The following is a 17,407-nucleotide window of genomic DNA, read 5'->3' on the forward strand; positions in this document are numbered from 1 at the left end:
CGGGTGCCGGTGCTACCGTCTGCTCGTGACCGAGGACTCCACCGCCGCGCTCCGTTTCGGCGTGCTGGGTGCCGCGCGGATCGCGCCCGCGGCGCTGATCGGACCGGCGCGACGCACTCCGGCGGTGACCGTCTCCGCGGTGGCCGCCCGGGATCGGGCCCGCGCGCAGCGGTTCGCCCGCAGGCACGGTATCGGCCGGGTCGTCGGCGACTACCACGAGCTGATCGCCGATCCCGACCTCGACGCGGTCTACATCCCGCTGCCGAACGGCCTGCACGGCCGCTGGACCCGCGCCGCCCTGGCGGCGGGCAAACACGTGCTGTGCGAGAAGCCGTTCACCGCCGACGCCGACGAGGCACGGGAGATCGCCACGGCCGCGGCCGATTCCGGCCGCGTGGTCATGGAGGCCTTCCACTACCGGTACCACCCGCTGATCCGCGCGGCCGAGGAGATCATCGCCTCCGGCGAGCTGGGCACCGTGACGCGGGTGGAGGCGGCCATGTCGTTCCCGCTGCCGAAGTTCTCCGACATCCGCTACGACTACGGTCTGGCCGGGGGCGCCCTCATGGACGCGGGCTGCTACGCCGTGCACATGGCCCGGGTGCTCGGCGGCGCGGAACCGGAGGTGGTCTCGGCGACGGCCAAGCCGCACCGTGACCCGCGCGTCGACCGCGCCATGTCGGCGGAGCTGCGGTTCCCGGCCGGGCACACCGGGTCGATCCGCTGTTCGATGTGGTCCTCCGACGTGCTGCGGATGAGCGCGACGGTGGACGGCGACCGGGGCCGGATGCGGCTGTTCAACCCGGTCCTGCCCCACTACGGCCATCTGCTGACGGTGCGGTCCGGCGGCGGCACCCGCCGGCTGCGGTTCGGTCGCCGCCCGTCCTACGACTACCAACTCGACGCCTTCGTCGCCGCCGTGCGCGGGGGCACGCCGGTGCCGACGGGCCCCGACGACGCGGTCGCCACCATGACCGTCATCGATGCCGTCTATCGCGCCGCCGGATTGCCATCACGCCTGCCCAGCTGAGAGTTCGTCGACGAAGTCGGCGATGTGCCCGAACACGTCCAGCGCGGCGCCGCGGCCGATGAACGTGTCGAGGTGGCCGTAGGAGGGGATCTCGGTGTAGCGGACGTCGAGCCCGGGCGCCCGCGCCGCGAGCACGTCGCGGCACAGCCGGTTCGAGTCCGGCCAGGTGGCGTTGCGGCTGCCGGACAGCAGCAGGACGGGGCAGTCGATGCGGTCGGCGTGGTCGAGGGCGTTCTCGGGGAGCGCGCGGTAGCGGTCGTCGTCGAGGTTCCAGCGCACGACGGCGTGCGCCATCTCCATCTGGCGCAGGTGGGGCAGCAGCGACAGCGGGATCGGGCCGAACAGGTCGGCGAGGCGGTCGTGGGTGCGCGGGTCGAGATGGTCGTGGGCGAACAGTTCCGCGCCCATCCCCCAGCCGTGGTGGACCATGCGGCAGGTCGGGTCCGGGCAGTCGCCCTTGCGCGAGAGCGCCGCGTAGAGCAGCGTGCGCCGCGACCACAACCCGACCTTGCGGAAGTCCGATTCGAGATGACCGACGCGGGAGCCGAGCAGTTCGCTGCCGAGCAGCACCCGCATCCGGGTCGACGTGCTGACCTTCGGGGTGAGGAACACGCCCTGGGCCACGACGCCGGCCAGCCCGGGCAGCAGTCCGGCCGTCAGGCTCTGCGCCAGCGCGAGGGCGCCGACGCAGTGCGCGACCGCGAACAGCGGCCGGTCCGCGATGCGCTCGCGGATCCGGGCGACGGCGGCGGGCAGGTCGTAGAGCGCGACGTCGTCGAGGGTGTAGGGCGGGCCGGAGACGTTGTAGGGCAGGGACCGGCTGCCGCGCCAGTCGAGCAGCCAGCACTGGTAGCCGGCGTCGGTGAGCACGTCGACGACGCTGCGGATCTCGGCCAGGGCGAACATCTCCGAGGAGACCCCGTGCCCGTGCACGAGCAGCACCGCGGGCGCGCCGTCCGGCCCGATCCGCCGCAGCCGCAGGTCGAGGCCGTCGGCGGTGCGGACGGTGAGCGTCTCCGGCGCCGCGGGCGCCGGGGAGGGTCGGTTCATCGGCGTTCCTTCCGCAGGGCGCGACGCAGGTCGAGCAGGTCGAGGCCGGCGCGCAGCATCGGTTCCATCAGGGACTTGCCGAGCTGGCCGCCGAACCAGCTCAGCCACAGCATCTTCGCCAGCCTCCGCTGCCGTTCGGGCAGGTCCGGGTCGATCTCGATGCCGTCGATCTGGTCGGGCAGGTAGGTGTGCGGCGGCACGCTGACCTCGCCGGTGAGCTCCGCGGGCGCGCCGGTCCGGCCGATCTCGACGACCTGGGTGCCGAGCTGGCGGACGAAACGCCGCCGGGCGGCGGCGAACTTGTACCCGGTGAACCACCAGGAGCCGCCGTCGTCGTCGCGCAGGGTCAGGTGGTAGACCATGATCGGGTGCCGCAGGTCGCCGGGCAGTGGCGTGCCGTCGTGCGGCCGGACCGCGGCCGTGCCGGCCACGGTCAGCGGGTGGTCGGCCAGGGCCGGGCACGTGAGTTCGCCGCCGACCTCGAGGGTCCGCGCGGTGAAGATCCGCGCGCTGGTCGCCACCGACAGGGTGAGCCGCAGCTCGCACGGGAACTCGGTGCCGCCACGGGCGAGGGTGCCCGCGAGGGTCTCGCGGAAGCGCAGGTACGGATGTTCGCCTGCCTGGGGAGCCAGCGCCAGCATCGCGGCGCGGGCGGGTCCCGCGTCGCTCGGCGCGGGGATCCCGTGGGCGGCGGCGAACGCCTCGGTGCGGCGGGCGTCGGCGGGGGCGATGTCGACCATCGCGGCCAGCTGGCGCCGGGCGACCGGGCTCCCCAGCACCTGGGCCAGCGGTTCCAGCTCCGGGGCGGGCGCGGTCCTGATCGCGCGGATCACCTCCTCGCACCACTCTTCCCAGTGCCGCACGCGCACCCCCATGCCGCCGACGGCGGTCTCGGCGACGATCCGGTCGAGGGTGGTCGGTGGCCCCGTGAGGTGATAGGTCTGCCCCCACGCGTCGGGCTCGAGGACGATCCCGGCGGCGACCCGGCTCACCCAGTCCACCGGCGCCGCATTGAGATACCGGAACCCGGGCACGGTGCGGAAGCGAAGCAGGGCGGCGGTGATCCCGGTGCCGAGGTCGCGCGGGTTGTGCGCGCCGGTCTCCGGGTGGCCGCCGATCCCGCCCGGCCGCAGCACGGTGACGGTCACGCCGTGTTCGGCCGCCCGCCGCAGCACGGCCTCCCCCGCCCATTTCGACCGGTCGTAGCCGATGGGCAGGGCGGCCACGTTCGCGGGCGGCGCGTCCTCGGCCAGCGTCGCGGCCGCCGTCCCGTTGAACACCGCCAGCGACGAGACGTGGTGGATCGGCTTGGGCCGGGTGGCGCACGCCAGCTCCGCCAGCGTCAGCGTGCCGAGCACGTTGGTCCGCCGCAGCGAGGGATACCCGCGCAGGAAGTCGACGGCCGCGCCCGCGTTGACGATGGCGTCGACCTCGGCGGCCAGCGTCTCCCAGCGCGCCGCCGTCACCCCGAGCCGGGGCTCGCGCAGGTCTCCCGCCAGCGGTGTCACCCGGCGCAGCACCTCCCGCGACCACGGCAGCGCGTACCCGCGCAGCGCCTCCTCCAGCCGCCGCGCCGCGGCCGCGTCGTCCTCGGCCCGCACCAGGCACACGACGTGCGCGTCGCTGTGCCGCAACAGGTCGAGCAGCAGATGGCTGCCGAGGAACCCGGTCGCGCCCGTCAGCAGGATCCGGCGCGGGACCTCCCTCGGCGCGGGCGCGACGATCGGTAGCCGGTCGGCACCGGCGAGATCGGCGAAGAGCAGCGCGAGATCGTCGGTGTCCCGGAAGTTCTCGGAATTTCGACCGGAGCGGCCGCCACCGACCGGTCTGTCGGTGGAGGTCGACCGGGTCGGCGGTGGCACATAGGCGGGATGGTCGGCCAGCCAGCGGGCGGCGAGCCGGCGGGGGCGGGCGTCGAAGAAGACGGTGTCGAGGTCGAAGAGGATGTCGAGGTCGGTGGCCAGTGCGGCGACCCATTCGACGGCGGCCACGGAGGTGCCGCCCGCGTCGAAGAAGTCGGTGTCGACGTCGACGGGTGTCGCGGCGAAACGCTGTGCGACCGTGGCGATCCTCGCCGCCAGCGCGGCCGGGTCGGCGGGGCGTGGTGCCCCTGGATCGCGCGGTTCGGTGTCGGCCGCCGGAGGCTCGGCCGAGGTCGGGACGACCCGCACGTCGTCGGCCGGACCGTCCGCCCGGGAGACGCCGAAGCCGGGATCGCCCGGCGCCGCGGTCTCGGCGCGCGATTCCGGCTGTCGCGCAGCGGAATCGGCCGATCGGGGTCCCTCGCCGGCTCGCACGGGACGCGGAAGCGGGCCTCGGTCCATGCCGACCCGCGCCAGCAACGTGGCGACATCGGTGCCGGCCTGCCCGCCGTCGATGGCGGCGCCCCGGCGCCGCCGTGTGTCGCCGGTCCCCGCGGGGAGAGTCGAACGCCCGGTTTCGTCGCCGAGCACGCCCGCGTCACGCCGGCCGCCGGCGGAAGTCACGTCGCCCGGCAGGGCCGTATCCCCGTGGTCTCCTTCCGGACCGGTCTCGTCGCCGACCGGAGCGCCGCCGACGCCGACAGCGGCCGGGGGTGTCCGGCCGACCCGGGCGAGCAGGCGCGCGATGTCCGACGGCGCCGCGCCGCGGTCGACGGCCTCGCCACGGGCGCGGCGGTCGGCGGGCGGGCGGTCCGGGGTCATCGGCGGGCCTCCGAGGTCTCGGCCGGGGTGCGCCAGGAGCGGAACGCGCGCAGGCGGTCGGGGGTGACCGAGACCTTCTGGGGTCCGTCCCAGTCGTCGTCGCCCCGCAGCCGGGCGGCCAGGCGACGGGCGGGGGTGTTGCGCGCGGTGGGCTCGACCGTCAGGTGGACGGTCGGGCGGCCGAGCGTGTCGGCGTGGTCGGCGATGCGGGCCAGCAGGCGTTCCTCGATGCCGCGGCCGAAGGCGCGGCAGCTCAGGTGCCAGCCGGTGACGGTCACCGCCTCCGCGTCGGCGCGCAGGGTGAGGACCGAGATCAGGCCGTAGTCCCCGAATCGGTCACGGGCCGTGGCGGTCCAGACCTCCGCGCCCGCGCGTCCGCGCTCGAAGTCGTCGACGGTGACGGCGCCGAGCGCGAACTGGGTGGTGCGCCGGACGAGCTGATGTGCCCGCGCGACGGTGTCCTCGGTCAGCGGCTCGATCCGGACCTCGAGGTCGAGCCCGGCGAGGAACTGCTCGAATTCCATGGTGGCGCGGGCATCGTCGCGGGCCGCGTCCGCGCGGTAGAAGTCGGCGCGGGCGCGGTCCTCGGCCGTCGTGGCCAGGGGGACGGCGGGCCACAGCCGGGTCAGCAGGGCATCGAGTTCGGCGGCGGGCGGGCAGGTCACCGACAGCACCTCGGGCAGGGTGGCGCGCATGCGCGCGATCTCGACGGGGTTGTCGTCGAGGTAGCAGACGGTGTCCAGGGCGAGGCCGAGATCGCCGACGACGGAGGCGAGGCGTTCCGGTTTGGTGGCCCAGCCGGTGGCGACCACCGCGAAGTCCGCGTAGCCGAGGGGGCTGTCCGGCCGGTCGAGGACGGCGCGCACGATGTCGTCGTCGTTGCTGGACAGCAGCACGAGCAGGGTCCCCGCGTCCCGCCACTGCCGCAGCCGGGCCGCGAGCGCGCGGCGCGGGGCGTCGAAACCGACGCGCGCGGCGCCGATCTCGCCCGCGGTGCCGCTCCACAGGGTGTCGTCGCCGTCGACCACGATCACCTTGGGCGCCGGTTCGGCGGCGGCGGTGACGGTGGCGGCCAGGGTCAGCGCCATGGCGGCCTGGTACTCCGGGGTGAACGGCAGGTGCGCGAGGATCTCGGTCCGCTCGTCGAAGGGCTCGGCGACCGGATACGCGGCGGCGATCGCGGCGCCGTCGAGGACCGCGACGCCGGGCACCTCCCGCAGCCGGTCGGCGACGAGCCGCTCCCAGGCCGCGAACCGCTCCCCCGCCCGCCGCTGCGGCGGGAACCCGACCACGAGCGGTCGCCGGGTGCGGTCGACGAGATCCCGCACCGCCGCGGGGAACTCGTCGGCGAGCTCGGCGAGCAGGTCGTCGGTGACCTCGCCGAAGCGTTCGAGGTCGGCGCCGCGCACCAGGACGACGCCGAGATCGGTCGAGTCCTGGGCGAACACGCTCGACGGATCCCGCAGGCACGACAGCACGTGGTGATAGGGCGCCTCGGCGACGGTCAGCGCGACCTCGGTGGCCGCGGCGGCCAGCAGGTCGGTCAGGTGTCCCAGCGCGAACGTCGCGCCCAGAGCCACCCGGATCTCCGAATCCGACTCCGCGGCGCCGGTTTCCGGCCGTGCGGGCGCCCCGGGATCGGCGACGGCGGCCGCGACCGCGGCGAGGTAGTCCCGGCCGAGGGCGGCGCAGGACGGCTCGTCGATGATGTCGGTGTTGTAGGTGAGCCACACCCGGCCGGTGTCCGGGAGCACGGCCACCATCAGGTCCAGGTCCGAGAACCCGGTGCCGACCGGGACGATCTCGGCGGCGGAGACGGCGGAGTTGGCGCGCAGGTAGTTGAAGTAGACCTCCACCAGCGGCGCGCCGTCACGGTGCAGGCCGGCGCCGGCCAGCGCGGCCAGCATATCGGCGAAGCCGGCCCCGGGGGCGAGCAGTGCGCGCAGGCCGTCGGCGGTGCGGCGCAGCACGTCACCGACGCGGTCGCCCGGGGCGACGGTGGCCGGGAAGGGCACGGGCACACCGAAGTACCCGACGGCGCCGGTCGCGTCGGCGTGCATGCGGGTGTCCACGGGCACCGCGAGGGCGAACCGGTCGACCTGCCGCAGGCGGGCCAGCGTGATCGCCAGCGCCCCGAGGAACACCGCGGCCGGGGTGATCCCGAGTTCCCTGGCGCGCTCCGCGACCCGGTCGTGCAGCCCGGCGGGCAGGTCGAGGGCGAGCGCCTCGCCCCGGTAGCTGCGGGCCGCGGGCCGGGGGCTCGCCAGGGTCAGGTCGAGGCGCCGGGCCCCGGCGAAGGCGGCCTGCCAGCGGGCGGCCGCGCCGTCGTCGCGGCGGGTCGGCTGGGCGGCCACCAGCTGGTGCAGGTCGCGGTTGCTCACGGTGTCGGCCAGGGGCGTGCCCGCGAGGTCGGCGGCGAGTTCCCCGGCGACGAGGAGCATGGACTGCACGTCGCTCATGCTGTGGTGCGCCCCGACGAGCAGGATCTGCCCGGAGGCGGCGTCGAGGAGTTCGAAGCGCCACAGCGGACCCGCGGCCAGGTCGAACGGGGGCGCGAGCAGGGCGCGGAAGTGTTCCCGCGCCACGGCGTCGTCGAGGTGGTCGAGCGTGCGCCAGGTCGCCGTCGGCACGGCGTCGCGCCGGATGACCAGCTCCCGGCCGTGCACCTCGCCGAGGCGGATGCCCGCGCGCAGGGCCGCGTGCCGCCGGGCCAGACCGGCCAGGGCCCGATCGAGCCGGTCGGGGGTGATCCGGACCGGGACGCGCACGGCGACGCCGCCGGTCTGGGCCGCGCCCGGGATGCCGAGCTGTTCGGTGCGCAGCAGCCGCATCATGTCCGCGGTGACCGGCAGGACCTCGACCTCGGGCACCCCGGACGCCTCGGACGCCTCGGCCGGGTCCCCCGGCGCGGCGCCGTCGCCCTGCTCGCCGAGCTGGTCCACGAGGTGACCGGCGAGGTCGGTGAGGCTCGCTTCGGCGAGGATCGCGCCGAGGGGCACGGTGACCCCGGTGTGCTCACGAACCTTGTTGCGCAGTTCCACCGCCATGAGCGAATCCAGCCCGAGGCTGTGGAAGGACTTCTCGGTCGGCACCCGCTCCCCCTCGGTGTGCCCGAGCACCTCCCCGGTCCACGCGGCCAGCGCGGCGGTGGCGGCGGCGACGGCGTCCGCACGCGGCGCGGCGCGCAGGTCCCGGACGAGCCGCGACGCGGTGACCGTGTCGGCGGCGGCGCTCCCGGCCGTCGCGCGCCGCGGCGTCCGGCGGACCAGCCCGCGCAGCAGCGGCGGCACAGCCGGCGACTCCCGCAGCGCGGCGGTGTCGAGCAGCAGCGGGACGACGAACGGGTCGTCGTGGGCGAGCGCGGCGTCGAAGCAGGCCATGCCGTCGGCGACGGGGAACGCGCGCACGCCTGCGCGGGCGATCCTGGCGATGTCGGCCCGCGCGAGGTGGTCGTGCACGTCGACGTCCCAGGCGCCCCAGGCCAGTGCCTGCGCGGGCAGCCCGAGTGACCGGCGGCGCAGCGCCAGCGCGTCGAGGTAGGCGTTGGCCGCGGCGTAGTTGGCCTGCCCCGGGGTGCCGAACAGCCCGCCCGCCGCCGAGAACAGGACGAAGACCGCGGGCGGGCGCTCGGCCGTGAGCTCGTGCAGGTGCCACGCCGCGTCGACCTTCGGCCGCAGGACGGCCGTGAGCTGGGCGGGGGTGAGCGACCCGATGGTGGCGTCGTCGAGCACGCAGGCGGCGTGGACGACGCCGGCCAGCGGCAGCCCGTCGAGCAGGGCGGCCAGCGCGGCGCGGTCGGTGAGGTCGCAGGCGGCGAAGCGCACGCGCACGCCGCGCCCTTCGAGCTCGTCCCGCAGCGCGGCGCCGCCCGGGCCGTCGATGCCGCGTCGGCTGACCAGCACCAGGTCCCGCACCTCGTGCGCGTCGGCCAGGTGCCGGGCCAGCGCCGACCCCAAACGCCCCGGCGCGCCGGTGACCAGGACCGCGCCCGGACCGAATCCTCGGCTCGGCGAGGGCTTTCCGGCGCGGCCCGGCCCGGCGTCGGTACGGCGCGCCAGGCGCGGGACGAGCGGGTGACCGTCGCGGACGGCGATCTGGGGTTCGTCCAGGGCGGGCAGCGTGGCGAAATCCGGTGCGGGGTCGGCCGAATCGAGCAGCACGATCCGGCCGGGATTCTCCGACTGGGCCGATCGGACCAGGCCCCAGACGACCGCGCCCGCCGGATCGGGGCCGGGCCCGCCGGGTTCGGGGTCGCCGGTGGCCACGGCGCGCCGGGTGTGGACGACGAGTGTCGAGCGCTCGAAACGGCGGTCGCCCAGGAAGGTCTGCAGGTCGGCCAGGACGCGCTGGGCGATGTCGTGGACCTCGGCGGGCGCCTCCCCCTCCGGCACGGGCAGGACCAGCACCTCGGCCGTGCCCGGACCGGCGGGGTCCCAGCGGGCCACCGTGCGCGGGCGTACGGCTTCGGGCGCCGCGGCGGGGTGCCAGGTCAGCCGGAACAGGTGGCGGTCGGCCGAGGCCGCCGCGGCGGCGCGCCAGTGGGCGGCGTCGACCGGGCGCAGCAGCAGCGAGCCCACCGAGATCACCGGGCGCCCGTCGCGGTCGGTGGCGGCGAGGGTGACGGTGTCGGGGCCCGAGCGCGTCAGCCGGACGCGCAGCGCGGTGGCGCCGGTGGCGGACAGGACGACGTCGGACCAGGCGAAGGGCAGCAGCGCGTGGTCGCCGTCGGCGGCGTGCAGGGCGGTGGGGTGCAGGGCGGCGTCCAGCAGGGCCGGGTGGATGCCGAATCGGGCCGCGTCGGCCCTGGCCTGCTCGGCCAGCTCGATCTCGGCGAAGAGGTCCTCGCCGCGACGCCAGATCGCCCGGACGCCCTGGAACACCGGGCCGTAGCGGTGGCCGCGGGCGGCCAGGCGGGCGTAGAGGTCGCCGGTGTCGACCGGCTCGGCGTCCACGGGCGGCCAGGCCGCGGCGACCGGCGATCCCGGCGCCGTCCCGGCCGGCTCGTCCGTCTCGCCGGACACCGTGCCCTCGGCGTGCAGGGTCCACGGCGCGTCGGGTTCGCGCTCGTCGCGGGCGTGGATCCGCACGCTCCGCCTACCCCCGGCCTCGCCGCCGACGACGACCTGGATCCGGAGCGCGGCGTGGTCGGGCACGAGCAGCGGTGCCCGCAGCACGAGGTCGCGCACGACGGGGCAGCCGACTTCGTCGCCGGCGCGGACGGCCCATTCCACCAGGGCCGCACCGGGTATCAGGACGGCGGTCGGACCGGCGTGATCGGCGACCCAGGGCTGACGCGCCCGGGTGAGCCGCCCGGTGAGGGTGACGCCGTCCGAATCCGGGTGCGGCACCGCGGCACCCAGCACCGGGTGATCGAGGTCGTCGAGCCCGAGCGCGGCGGTGTCGCGGCGGGCGCCCTCGGTCCAGAAGCGGCGCTCGTCGAAGGCGTAGGTGGGCAGGTCGATCCGCCCGGTGCCGGGGATCAGCCGGGACCAGTCGAGGTCGTGCCCGCCCGCGTAGAGCGCGGCGCGGGCGCGGGCCAGGCTCGTCGGTCCGTCCTGGTCCCGCACGAGCGACCCCACCGCGACGATCTCGCGGGACGAGTTCTCCGCGGCGGCCTGCACCGCCGCGGTGAGCGAGGGATGCGCGCCGAGCTCGACGAAGTAGCGGAACCCGTCGGCGATCATCCGCTCGACCGTCGCCGCGAACCGCACGGTGTCGCGGGCGTTGCGGTACCAGTAGCCGGGTCCGGCCTGCGCCTCGGTCACCGGTTCGCCGGTCACCGTGGAATACCAGGCGACGGTGGGCACGTCGGCGACGAGATCCGCCAGCCGCGCGGTGAACGGGTCGCGGATCGCCTCGATCATGCGGCAGTGCCCGGCCAGCCCGGGCCCGGAGGCGCCGAGGCGGGTGTAGATCCCGGCGGCGTCGAGGTCGGCCAGCAGCTCGGCCACCGCCGCCTGCTCGCCCGCGACGATGGTCGAGCGCCGCACGTTGACCGCGGCGACGGAGACCCGCCCGTCCAGCGCGCCGAGCCGGGCGGCCACCTCCGGCTCGGGGAGGCCGATCATCGCCATGGCCGCCGGCTCGTCGAGATCCGACATCAACCGGCTGCGGGTGACCACGATCCGCGCGGCGGTGTCCAGGTCGATGGCGCCCGCGCAGTAGGCGGCGGCGATCTCGCCCTGGCTGTGCCCGACGACGGCGTCCGGCGCGACACCCACCGCCCGCCAGGACGCGGCGAGCGCGGCCATCGTCGCGAACAGCAGCGGTTGCACGACGGGGAAGTCGATCAGGTCCGCCTCGGTCAGCGCGGTCAGGCGCTCGGTCAGCGACCAGCCGAGGTGGGTGCCGAACGCCGCGTCGCAGCGCGCGAATTCGGCCCGGAACTCCGCGTCGGCCGGGAGCAGGTCGCGGGCCATGCCGACCCACTGCATGCCCTGACCCGGGAAGACGAAGGCGGTCTTGGCGTTGGTGAGCACCGGGCCGGACCCGATCACCACGTCCGCCGAGGAGCGGCCCTCGACCATGTCGTCCAGGGCGGCGATCATGGCGTCGCGGTCGGCGGCGACCAGGACCGCGCGCCGCTCGAACGGGGTGCGCTGCACCACCAGCGCGCGCGACACCGGCGACGGCGTGAGGGTGGGATCGGACAGGACCCGCGCGAGCAGGCGCCGGGCCTGCCCGTGCAGCGAGGTCTCGCTGCGGGCCGAGATCGGCAGCAGCGCCACGGTTCCCGCCGATTCCCGCGGCGGCTCGGCCGGTGCGGGCGCGGCCTCCTCGAGGATCAGGTGCGCGTTGGTGCCGCTGAGCCCGAACGCGCTCACCCCCGCCCGGCGCGGCCGGTCGCCGCGCGGCCAGGGTTCGGTTCGCGAGCGCACCGCCACCCCGGCGTGCGCCCAGTCGACCTGCGGCGACGGCGTGCGCACGTTCACGGTGCCCGGGATGCGCCCGTGTTCGAGGGCGAGCACCAGTTTCATGACGCCTGCGACGCCCGCCGCGGCCTGGGTGTGCCCGAGATTGGACTTGAGCGAGCCGATGCCGAGCGGCCGCGCCGGATCGCGGCCGGGCCCGAAGACCCGGGCCAGGGCGCGGGCCTCGATGGGGTCGCCCAGCGCGGTGCCGGTCCCGTGCGCCTCGACGTAGTCGATGTCGTCCGGCGACAGCCCCGCCGCGCGCAGCGCCGACCGCAGCACCTGTTCCTGCGCGGCGCCGTTGGGCGCGCTGAGCCCCTGGCTGCGGCCGTCCTGGTTGACCGCGGACCCACGGATCACCGCCAGCACCCGGTCCCCGTCGCGGCGCGCGTCCCCGAGCCGTTTGAGCAGCACCATGCCCGCGCCCTCGGCCCACACCGTGCCGTCGGCCTCGGCGGAGAACGGCGCGCACCGGCCCGTCGGCGACAGCACGCCGAGCCGGCACAGCTCGATGTGCGCGATCGGCGACATCAGCAGCGTCGCCCCGCCCGCCAGCGCGAGATCGCACTCTCCGGCCCGCAGCGCCTGCACGGCCAGGTGCATGGCGACGATCGAGGACGAGCACGCGGTGTCCAGGGTGACCGAGGGGCCGTGCAGCCCCAGGGTGTAGGAGATCCGGCCCGAGGCGACCGCGGGGGAAAGACCCGTGCCCACCTGGCCGTTGAGCTGTTCGGGCGCCGGGTCGGCCAGGTAGCCGGTGCTGTAGACGCCGAGGTAGACCCCGGTCGCGCTGCCGTGCAGGGTGCGCGGATCCCGGCCCGACCGCTCGACGGCCTCCCAGGCGAGTTGCAGCATCATCCGCTGCTGCGGGTCCATGACGGCCGCCTCGCGCGGGCCGATCCCGAAGAACGCCGCGTCGAACCGGTCGATGCCGTCGACGTAGCCGCCGCGGAAGGTGTAGGCGGTGCCGGTCGCGGTGGTGTCCGGGTTGTAGAGGCCGTCGATGTCCCAGCGGCCGGGCGGCACCTCGCCGAGCCCGTCGCGGCCCTCGTCGAGCAGCCGCCACAGCGCCTCGGGTGAGTCGGCCGCGCCGGGGAACCGGCACGACATGGCGATCAGGGCGATCGCGTCGTCGTCGGTGTCCCCGGTGGCGGCCTGCGGCGGCGCCGGGGCCGGTTCGGCGGCGGGCGGCTCGGGTTCGGTGCCGGTCAGCACCGCCGCGACCCCGTCGATGGTGGGGTGGTCGAAGAACAGGTTCGTGTCGATGAAGCGGCCGGTGAAGTCCGACAGGTCGACGACGAGTTCCACCAGATCGGCCGAGCCGAGCCCGAATTCGACCAGGGGCCGGTGCACGTCGATCCGCTCCGGATCCAGGACGGCCTGGCGGGCGATGGCGGCGACGAGCCAGGCCCGCAGTGTGTCTGCGGTGAGGTCGTCGCCGGGCGGCGCGGGCACCGCCGCCTCCTCCTCGGCGCCGTAGTCCTCGAACTCGTCCTCCGGCGAGCGCATCGGCGCCGCGAGCAGGGTGAGCAGCTCGCCGGACAGGTAGGCGTCGCGGCACGCCGAGCGCTGGATCTTGCCGCTGCTGGTCTTGAACACGGTGCCCGGCCGGATCAGCAGCACGGCGGCGAGGGTGAGCCCGTGCTCGGTCGCGACCGCGCCGCGCACCGCGTCCTCGATCGCGGCCAGCGCCGCCGGGTCGGTGCTCCTGACCTCGGCGGCGACGACCGGCTGTTCCCCGTCGGCGCCGGTCTCGGTGGCGAAGGCGGCCACGCAGCCCGCCCGCACGTCGGGGTGCGCGGACTCGACGGTGGCCTCGATGTCCTGCGGATAGTGGTTGCGGCCGTCGACGATCACCAGGTCCTTGCGCCTGCCGGTGACGAACAGCTCGCCCTCGGCGACGAAGCCGAGGTCGCCGGTCCGCAGGTAGCGCCGGTCGTCGTCGGGGAGCCTAGCGCCGAACACCGCGGCGGTGGCGTCCTCGTCGCGGAAGTACCCGGCCGCGACGCTGCCGCCCGCGACCCAGATCTCGCCCTCCTCCCCGTCGGCGCGTGGCAGCCCGCGGTCCGGATCGACGATCGCCAGCGACATGCCGTCCACCGCCGCGCCGACGCCGACGACCTCGCCGCCGCGCGCCGGGCCGCCCGGCGCGGGCACGACGGTCGGTGCCGCGGTCGTCGGCGGCGCGGTCACGATCAGCGTCGCCTCGGCGAGCCCGTAGACCGGCTGCTGCGCGGTCGCCCGGAATCCGACGCGGGCGAAGGTGTCGGCGAAGCGGCGCAGCGTCGCCGCCCTGACCGGTTCGGCGCCGTTGAACGCCACCCGCCAGGACCCGAGATCGAGACCGTCGAGCCGGTCCGGCGCGATCCGGCGCAGGCACAGTTCGTAGGCGAAGTTGGGGCCGCCGCTGGTGTGCGCGCGATACTCCGAGATCGCCCGCAGCCACCGTTCCGGCCGCTGCAGGAAGTGCACCGGGGACATGAGCACCGAGTTCGCGCCCTGATGGACGGTGTGCAGCAGCGGCGCGATCAGGCCCATGTCGTGGTACAGCGGCAGCCAGCTGGCGAACAGCGCGCCGTCCCAGGAGTCGGCCACCCCTGGATGGTGGCCGAGGCCGGTGGCCAGCGCGCGCTGGTTGTGCAGCAGGTTCGCGTGGGTCAGCACGACACCGCGCGGCGCGCTGGTCGAGCCGGACGTGTACTGCAGGAACGCCACCGAATCCGGGCCGAGATCCGGTTCGCGCCAGCGCAGGGCCGCCGCGCCGGGCAGGTCGTCGGTCGAACACCACGGCACCGCCGCGAGTTCGGGGATCTCGGCGCACAGCGCCGCGGACCCGGCCACCACCTGTCTGGGGGCGAGCACGATGTCGACCTCGGCGTGCGCGACCATCCGGCGGAGCCGCCGCAGGGAACGGTTGTCCCATTCCGGCAGCGGCGCGGGTACCGCGACCACGCCCGCCACCAGGCAGCCGAAGAACGCCTCGGCGAACTCCGGGCCCGCCGGGTACAGCAGTAGCGCGCGCCGCGGCCCGGAGTCCTGGAGCACCGCGCCGATCGCCCGCGCCCGCTTGCCCAGCTCGGCGTAGGTCAGCACGCGCACAGCGCCGTCGGTGTCCCCGCTGTCCAGGAATCGGTAGACCACCGCGTCCGGCCGGCTCTCGACCTGGTCGAACAATGTCTGGGCGAAAGTGTTGCGCACGTACTACGTCCTCTGACCGTGGAACCCGCTGACGGGGCCCACAATAGCCCGGCTTCGGGGCGCGCATCCGGAGTCACGAACATGGGCGGACGCGGAGCGCGCCCCCGGAAATGGGGGCATCGCGTCGGCGATTTCTCCTGCTATGCGCCACTTTTCGTGATTGCGCTTCGCGCCGTCAGCGGTGAGGATGGCCGGGTGCCCGACACACTCACCTCGCTGCGCGATCTGCCCCGACTGCCCCTGCGCCGGCTCGGTGAGCTCGGCGGCCTGCTGCGTCCGGGCACCCACCGCTCGCCGCTGCTGGCGTTCGGCGAACGGTTCGTCGTCACCCCGCCCGGCTTCCCCACCCTGCTGGTGACCCACGAACCGGGCGACGTGCGCGCGCTGTTCGCCAACAACGACGACTTCTCCATCGGCGAGGTGCTGAGCCGCTTCTCCAGCCACGACGTCATGTTCGGCAAACAGACCATGATCTTCCTCGACGGCGACGCGCACCGGGCCGAGCGCAAGCACTTCGCGCCGCCGTTCCAGACCGCCGCGCTGCGCTCCTACGAGGAGTTGATGATCGAGGTCGTCGAGCGCGAACTGCCGAACTGGCCGGTGGGCGAACCGTTCGAATTCCTGAAGGCCGGCTACGACCTGGCGATCGGGGTGCTGCTCGGCGTGGTGTTCGGCGATGTGGCCCCGGAGCGCCGGGACCGGCTGAAGGACGCGGTGAGCGCCTGGTTCGGCGAGATCGAGAGCCGGGGATTCCTCGCGGTCACGCTGATCACGCCGTTCATCGGCGGGCTCACCATCCCCTATCCGCCGCTGCGCCGGGCCCAGGACGCGGTGGACGCGGTCGTGCTCGAGGAGATCGCCGCCCGCCGGGCCGACCCGGCGCCCGCGGGCGCCCGCCGCGACGTCCTGTCCCGCTACATCGGCACCGACATCGACCGCAACGACGACGTCGGCCTCGCCCGCAACATGCGCGGCATCCTGCTGGGCGCCTACGAGACCACCGCCATCACCCTCGGCTGGATCGCGGCCATGCTGGCCGCGCACCCGCAGGCCATGGCCGAGGTCGACGCGGCGGTCGACGCGGGCGACACCGAGCGGCTCGACGCCTACCTCGACGCCGTCGTCGCCGAGGTCATGCGGCTGCGCCCGGTCTCCCCGTTCACCGGCCGCCGCGCCCTGCGCGACACCGAGATCAACGGCATCGCGATCCCGCGGGGCGCCATCGTGATCGTCCCGATCCTGCTGATCCACGAATCCGAGCACCACTACGACGACCCGATGGCGTTCCGCCCCGAACGATTCCTCGATCAGCGGCCGAGCACGAGCACCTGGCTCACCTTCGGCGCGGGCGCCCACCGCTGCCTCGGCGCGCAGTTCGCGCTGGCCGAGGCGCGCATCCTGTTCCGCACCGTCCTCGCGCAGCGCCGGATCGCCACCACGCCCGGGCACCTGGAACCGCCGCGCCGCTATCACACCGGCCTGAGCCCGGCCGACAACGCCCGCGTCACCCTGCTGCCGCGCTGACGGCACCGGTCCGGATCGGGCCCGGTGCCGCCGCGCACCGGGTCAGGGCTTGCGCGCCACGGCGCCGTAGGCCGAGATGGCCTTGCGCGCGATGCCCTCGGGACGCCACTGGGTGATGGAGGTGAATCCGGGCTCGACCATTTCCAGACCGTCGAAGACGGCGCGGATCTGGGCCTGGGGGCGCGGGATGTAGGGGGTGCCGCCGGTGCCGGTGTAGTTCTCGCACAGGGTGACGTAGGCCTGGCTGTCGTCGGTGCCGTCCCACATGATCAGGTGGCTGCCCGACGGCACCGCGTCGATCACGGTCCGCACGATGCGCAGCAGGTCCTCGTAGGTCCTGGCGTGCCCGAGCACGCCCATGAACATCACCGCGATGGGCTCGTTGAAGTTCAGGACGTTGCGGGCGTCGGCGACGATCTGTTCCGGCTCGTGGAAGTCGGCGTCGATGTAGGTGGTGACCCCCTCGGGGGTAGTGCTGGTCAGCAGGGCCCTGGCGTGGGTCAGGACCAGCGGGTCGTTGTCCACGTAGACGATGCGGGCGTCGGGGTTGACGCTCTGGGCGACCTCGTGGGTGTTCTGCATGGTCGGCAGGCCGGTGCCGATGTCGAGGAACTGGCGGATGCCCCGCTCCTCGGAGAGGAAACGCACCGCGCGGATGAGGAACTGCCGCGACTGCGAGGCCATGGTGGCGATCTCGGGGTCGACGGCCAGCCCGGCGTCACCGGCGATCTGGTCGATCTCGTAGTTGTCGTTTCCGCCCATCCAGTAATTCCAGATCCGCGCCGAATGCGGGATATCGGTGCGGATCACCGGGACGTTCGTGTCGGCCATGAGCATTGCTCCTATGCGGGACTGACAGCGGTAGCCACCCCGGCGCAGAACCACCAGTAGCGGCACAGCATCTGATCTGTTGCGACAGTACAAGATTCGCCGGGCCCGTGGGGGCTTGATCGGAAGCAGTGCGGTTTTCGCCGGAATTCGGCGGTGCCGAAGGTGGCCGGGGGGTGGCC

6 protein-coding genes are annotated in these 17,407 nt (G+C 74.8%); 2 read left to right on the forward strand and 4 right to left on the reverse strand.

Translation table 11 applies throughout. The features are described 5' to 3' along the window. The first annotated feature begins 25 nt into the window (after nucleotides 1-25). Nucleotides 26-1,030 carry a Gfo/Idh/MocA family protein gene (locus ON36_RS20190; RefSeq protein ID WP_043655873.1) on the forward strand — a complete coding sequence of 335 codons (1,005 nt, stop codon included), beginning with the start codon at nucleotides 26-28 and terminating at the stop codon, nucleotides 1,028-1,030. Here the strand turns inward: ON36_RS20190 and ON36_RS20195 are convergent. The 3 genes from ON36_RS20195 to ON36_RS32895 are packed head-to-tail and all read right to left on the reverse strand — an operon-like array spanning nucleotide 1,013 to nucleotide 14,873. Beyond that, nucleotides 1,013-2,080, reverse strand: coding sequence for an alpha/beta hydrolase (locus ON36_RS20195; RefSeq protein ID WP_043655876.1), 1,068 nt, complete (start codon nucleotides 2,078-2,080; stop codon nucleotides 1,013-1,015). The genes ON36_RS20190 and ON36_RS20195 overlap by 18 nt on opposite strands. Then, nucleotides 2,077-4,764 (reverse strand): thioester reductase domain-containing protein, encoded by a 2,688-nt coding sequence (locus ON36_RS20200; RefSeq protein WP_245558141.1) that lies wholly within the window; start codon nucleotides 4,762-4,764, stop codon nucleotides 2,077-2,079. The genes ON36_RS20195 and ON36_RS20200 overlap by 4 nt, the downstream gene beginning before the upstream one ends. Continuing rightward, entirely contained in the window at nucleotides 4,761-14,873 is a 10,113-nt protein-coding gene (locus tag ON36_RS32895) for a type I polyketide synthase (RefSeq protein ID WP_052314169.1), read from the reverse strand. Before ON36_RS32895 ends, ON36_RS20200 begins: the two co-directional genes overlap by 4 nt. A 195-nt stretch (nucleotides 14,874-15,068) precedes the next feature. Between ON36_RS32895 and ON36_RS20210 the strand changes: the two genes are divergently transcribed. Further along, nucleotides 15,069-16,397, forward strand: a complete 1,329-nt coding sequence (locus ON36_RS20210) for a cytochrome P450 (RefSeq protein ID WP_043655879.1) — start codon at nucleotides 15,069-15,071, stop codon at nucleotides 16,395-16,397. Between the two features lie 42 nt (nucleotides 16,398-16,439). On the opposite strand, the gene ON36_RS20215 is transcribed toward ON36_RS20210, so the two are convergent. Next, a complete protein-coding gene (locus ON36_RS20215; RefSeq protein ID WP_043655925.1) occupies nucleotides 16,440-17,228 on the reverse strand; it encodes an SAM-dependent methyltransferase in 789 nt (262 codons plus the stop codon). Nucleotides 17,229-17,407: the final 179 nt, after the last annotated feature.

Source organism: Nocardia thailandica NBRC 100428 (assembly GCF_000308795.1).
Taxonomy (GTDB): domain Bacteria; phylum Actinomycetota; class Actinomycetes; order Mycobacteriales; family Mycobacteriaceae; genus Nocardia; species Nocardia thailandica.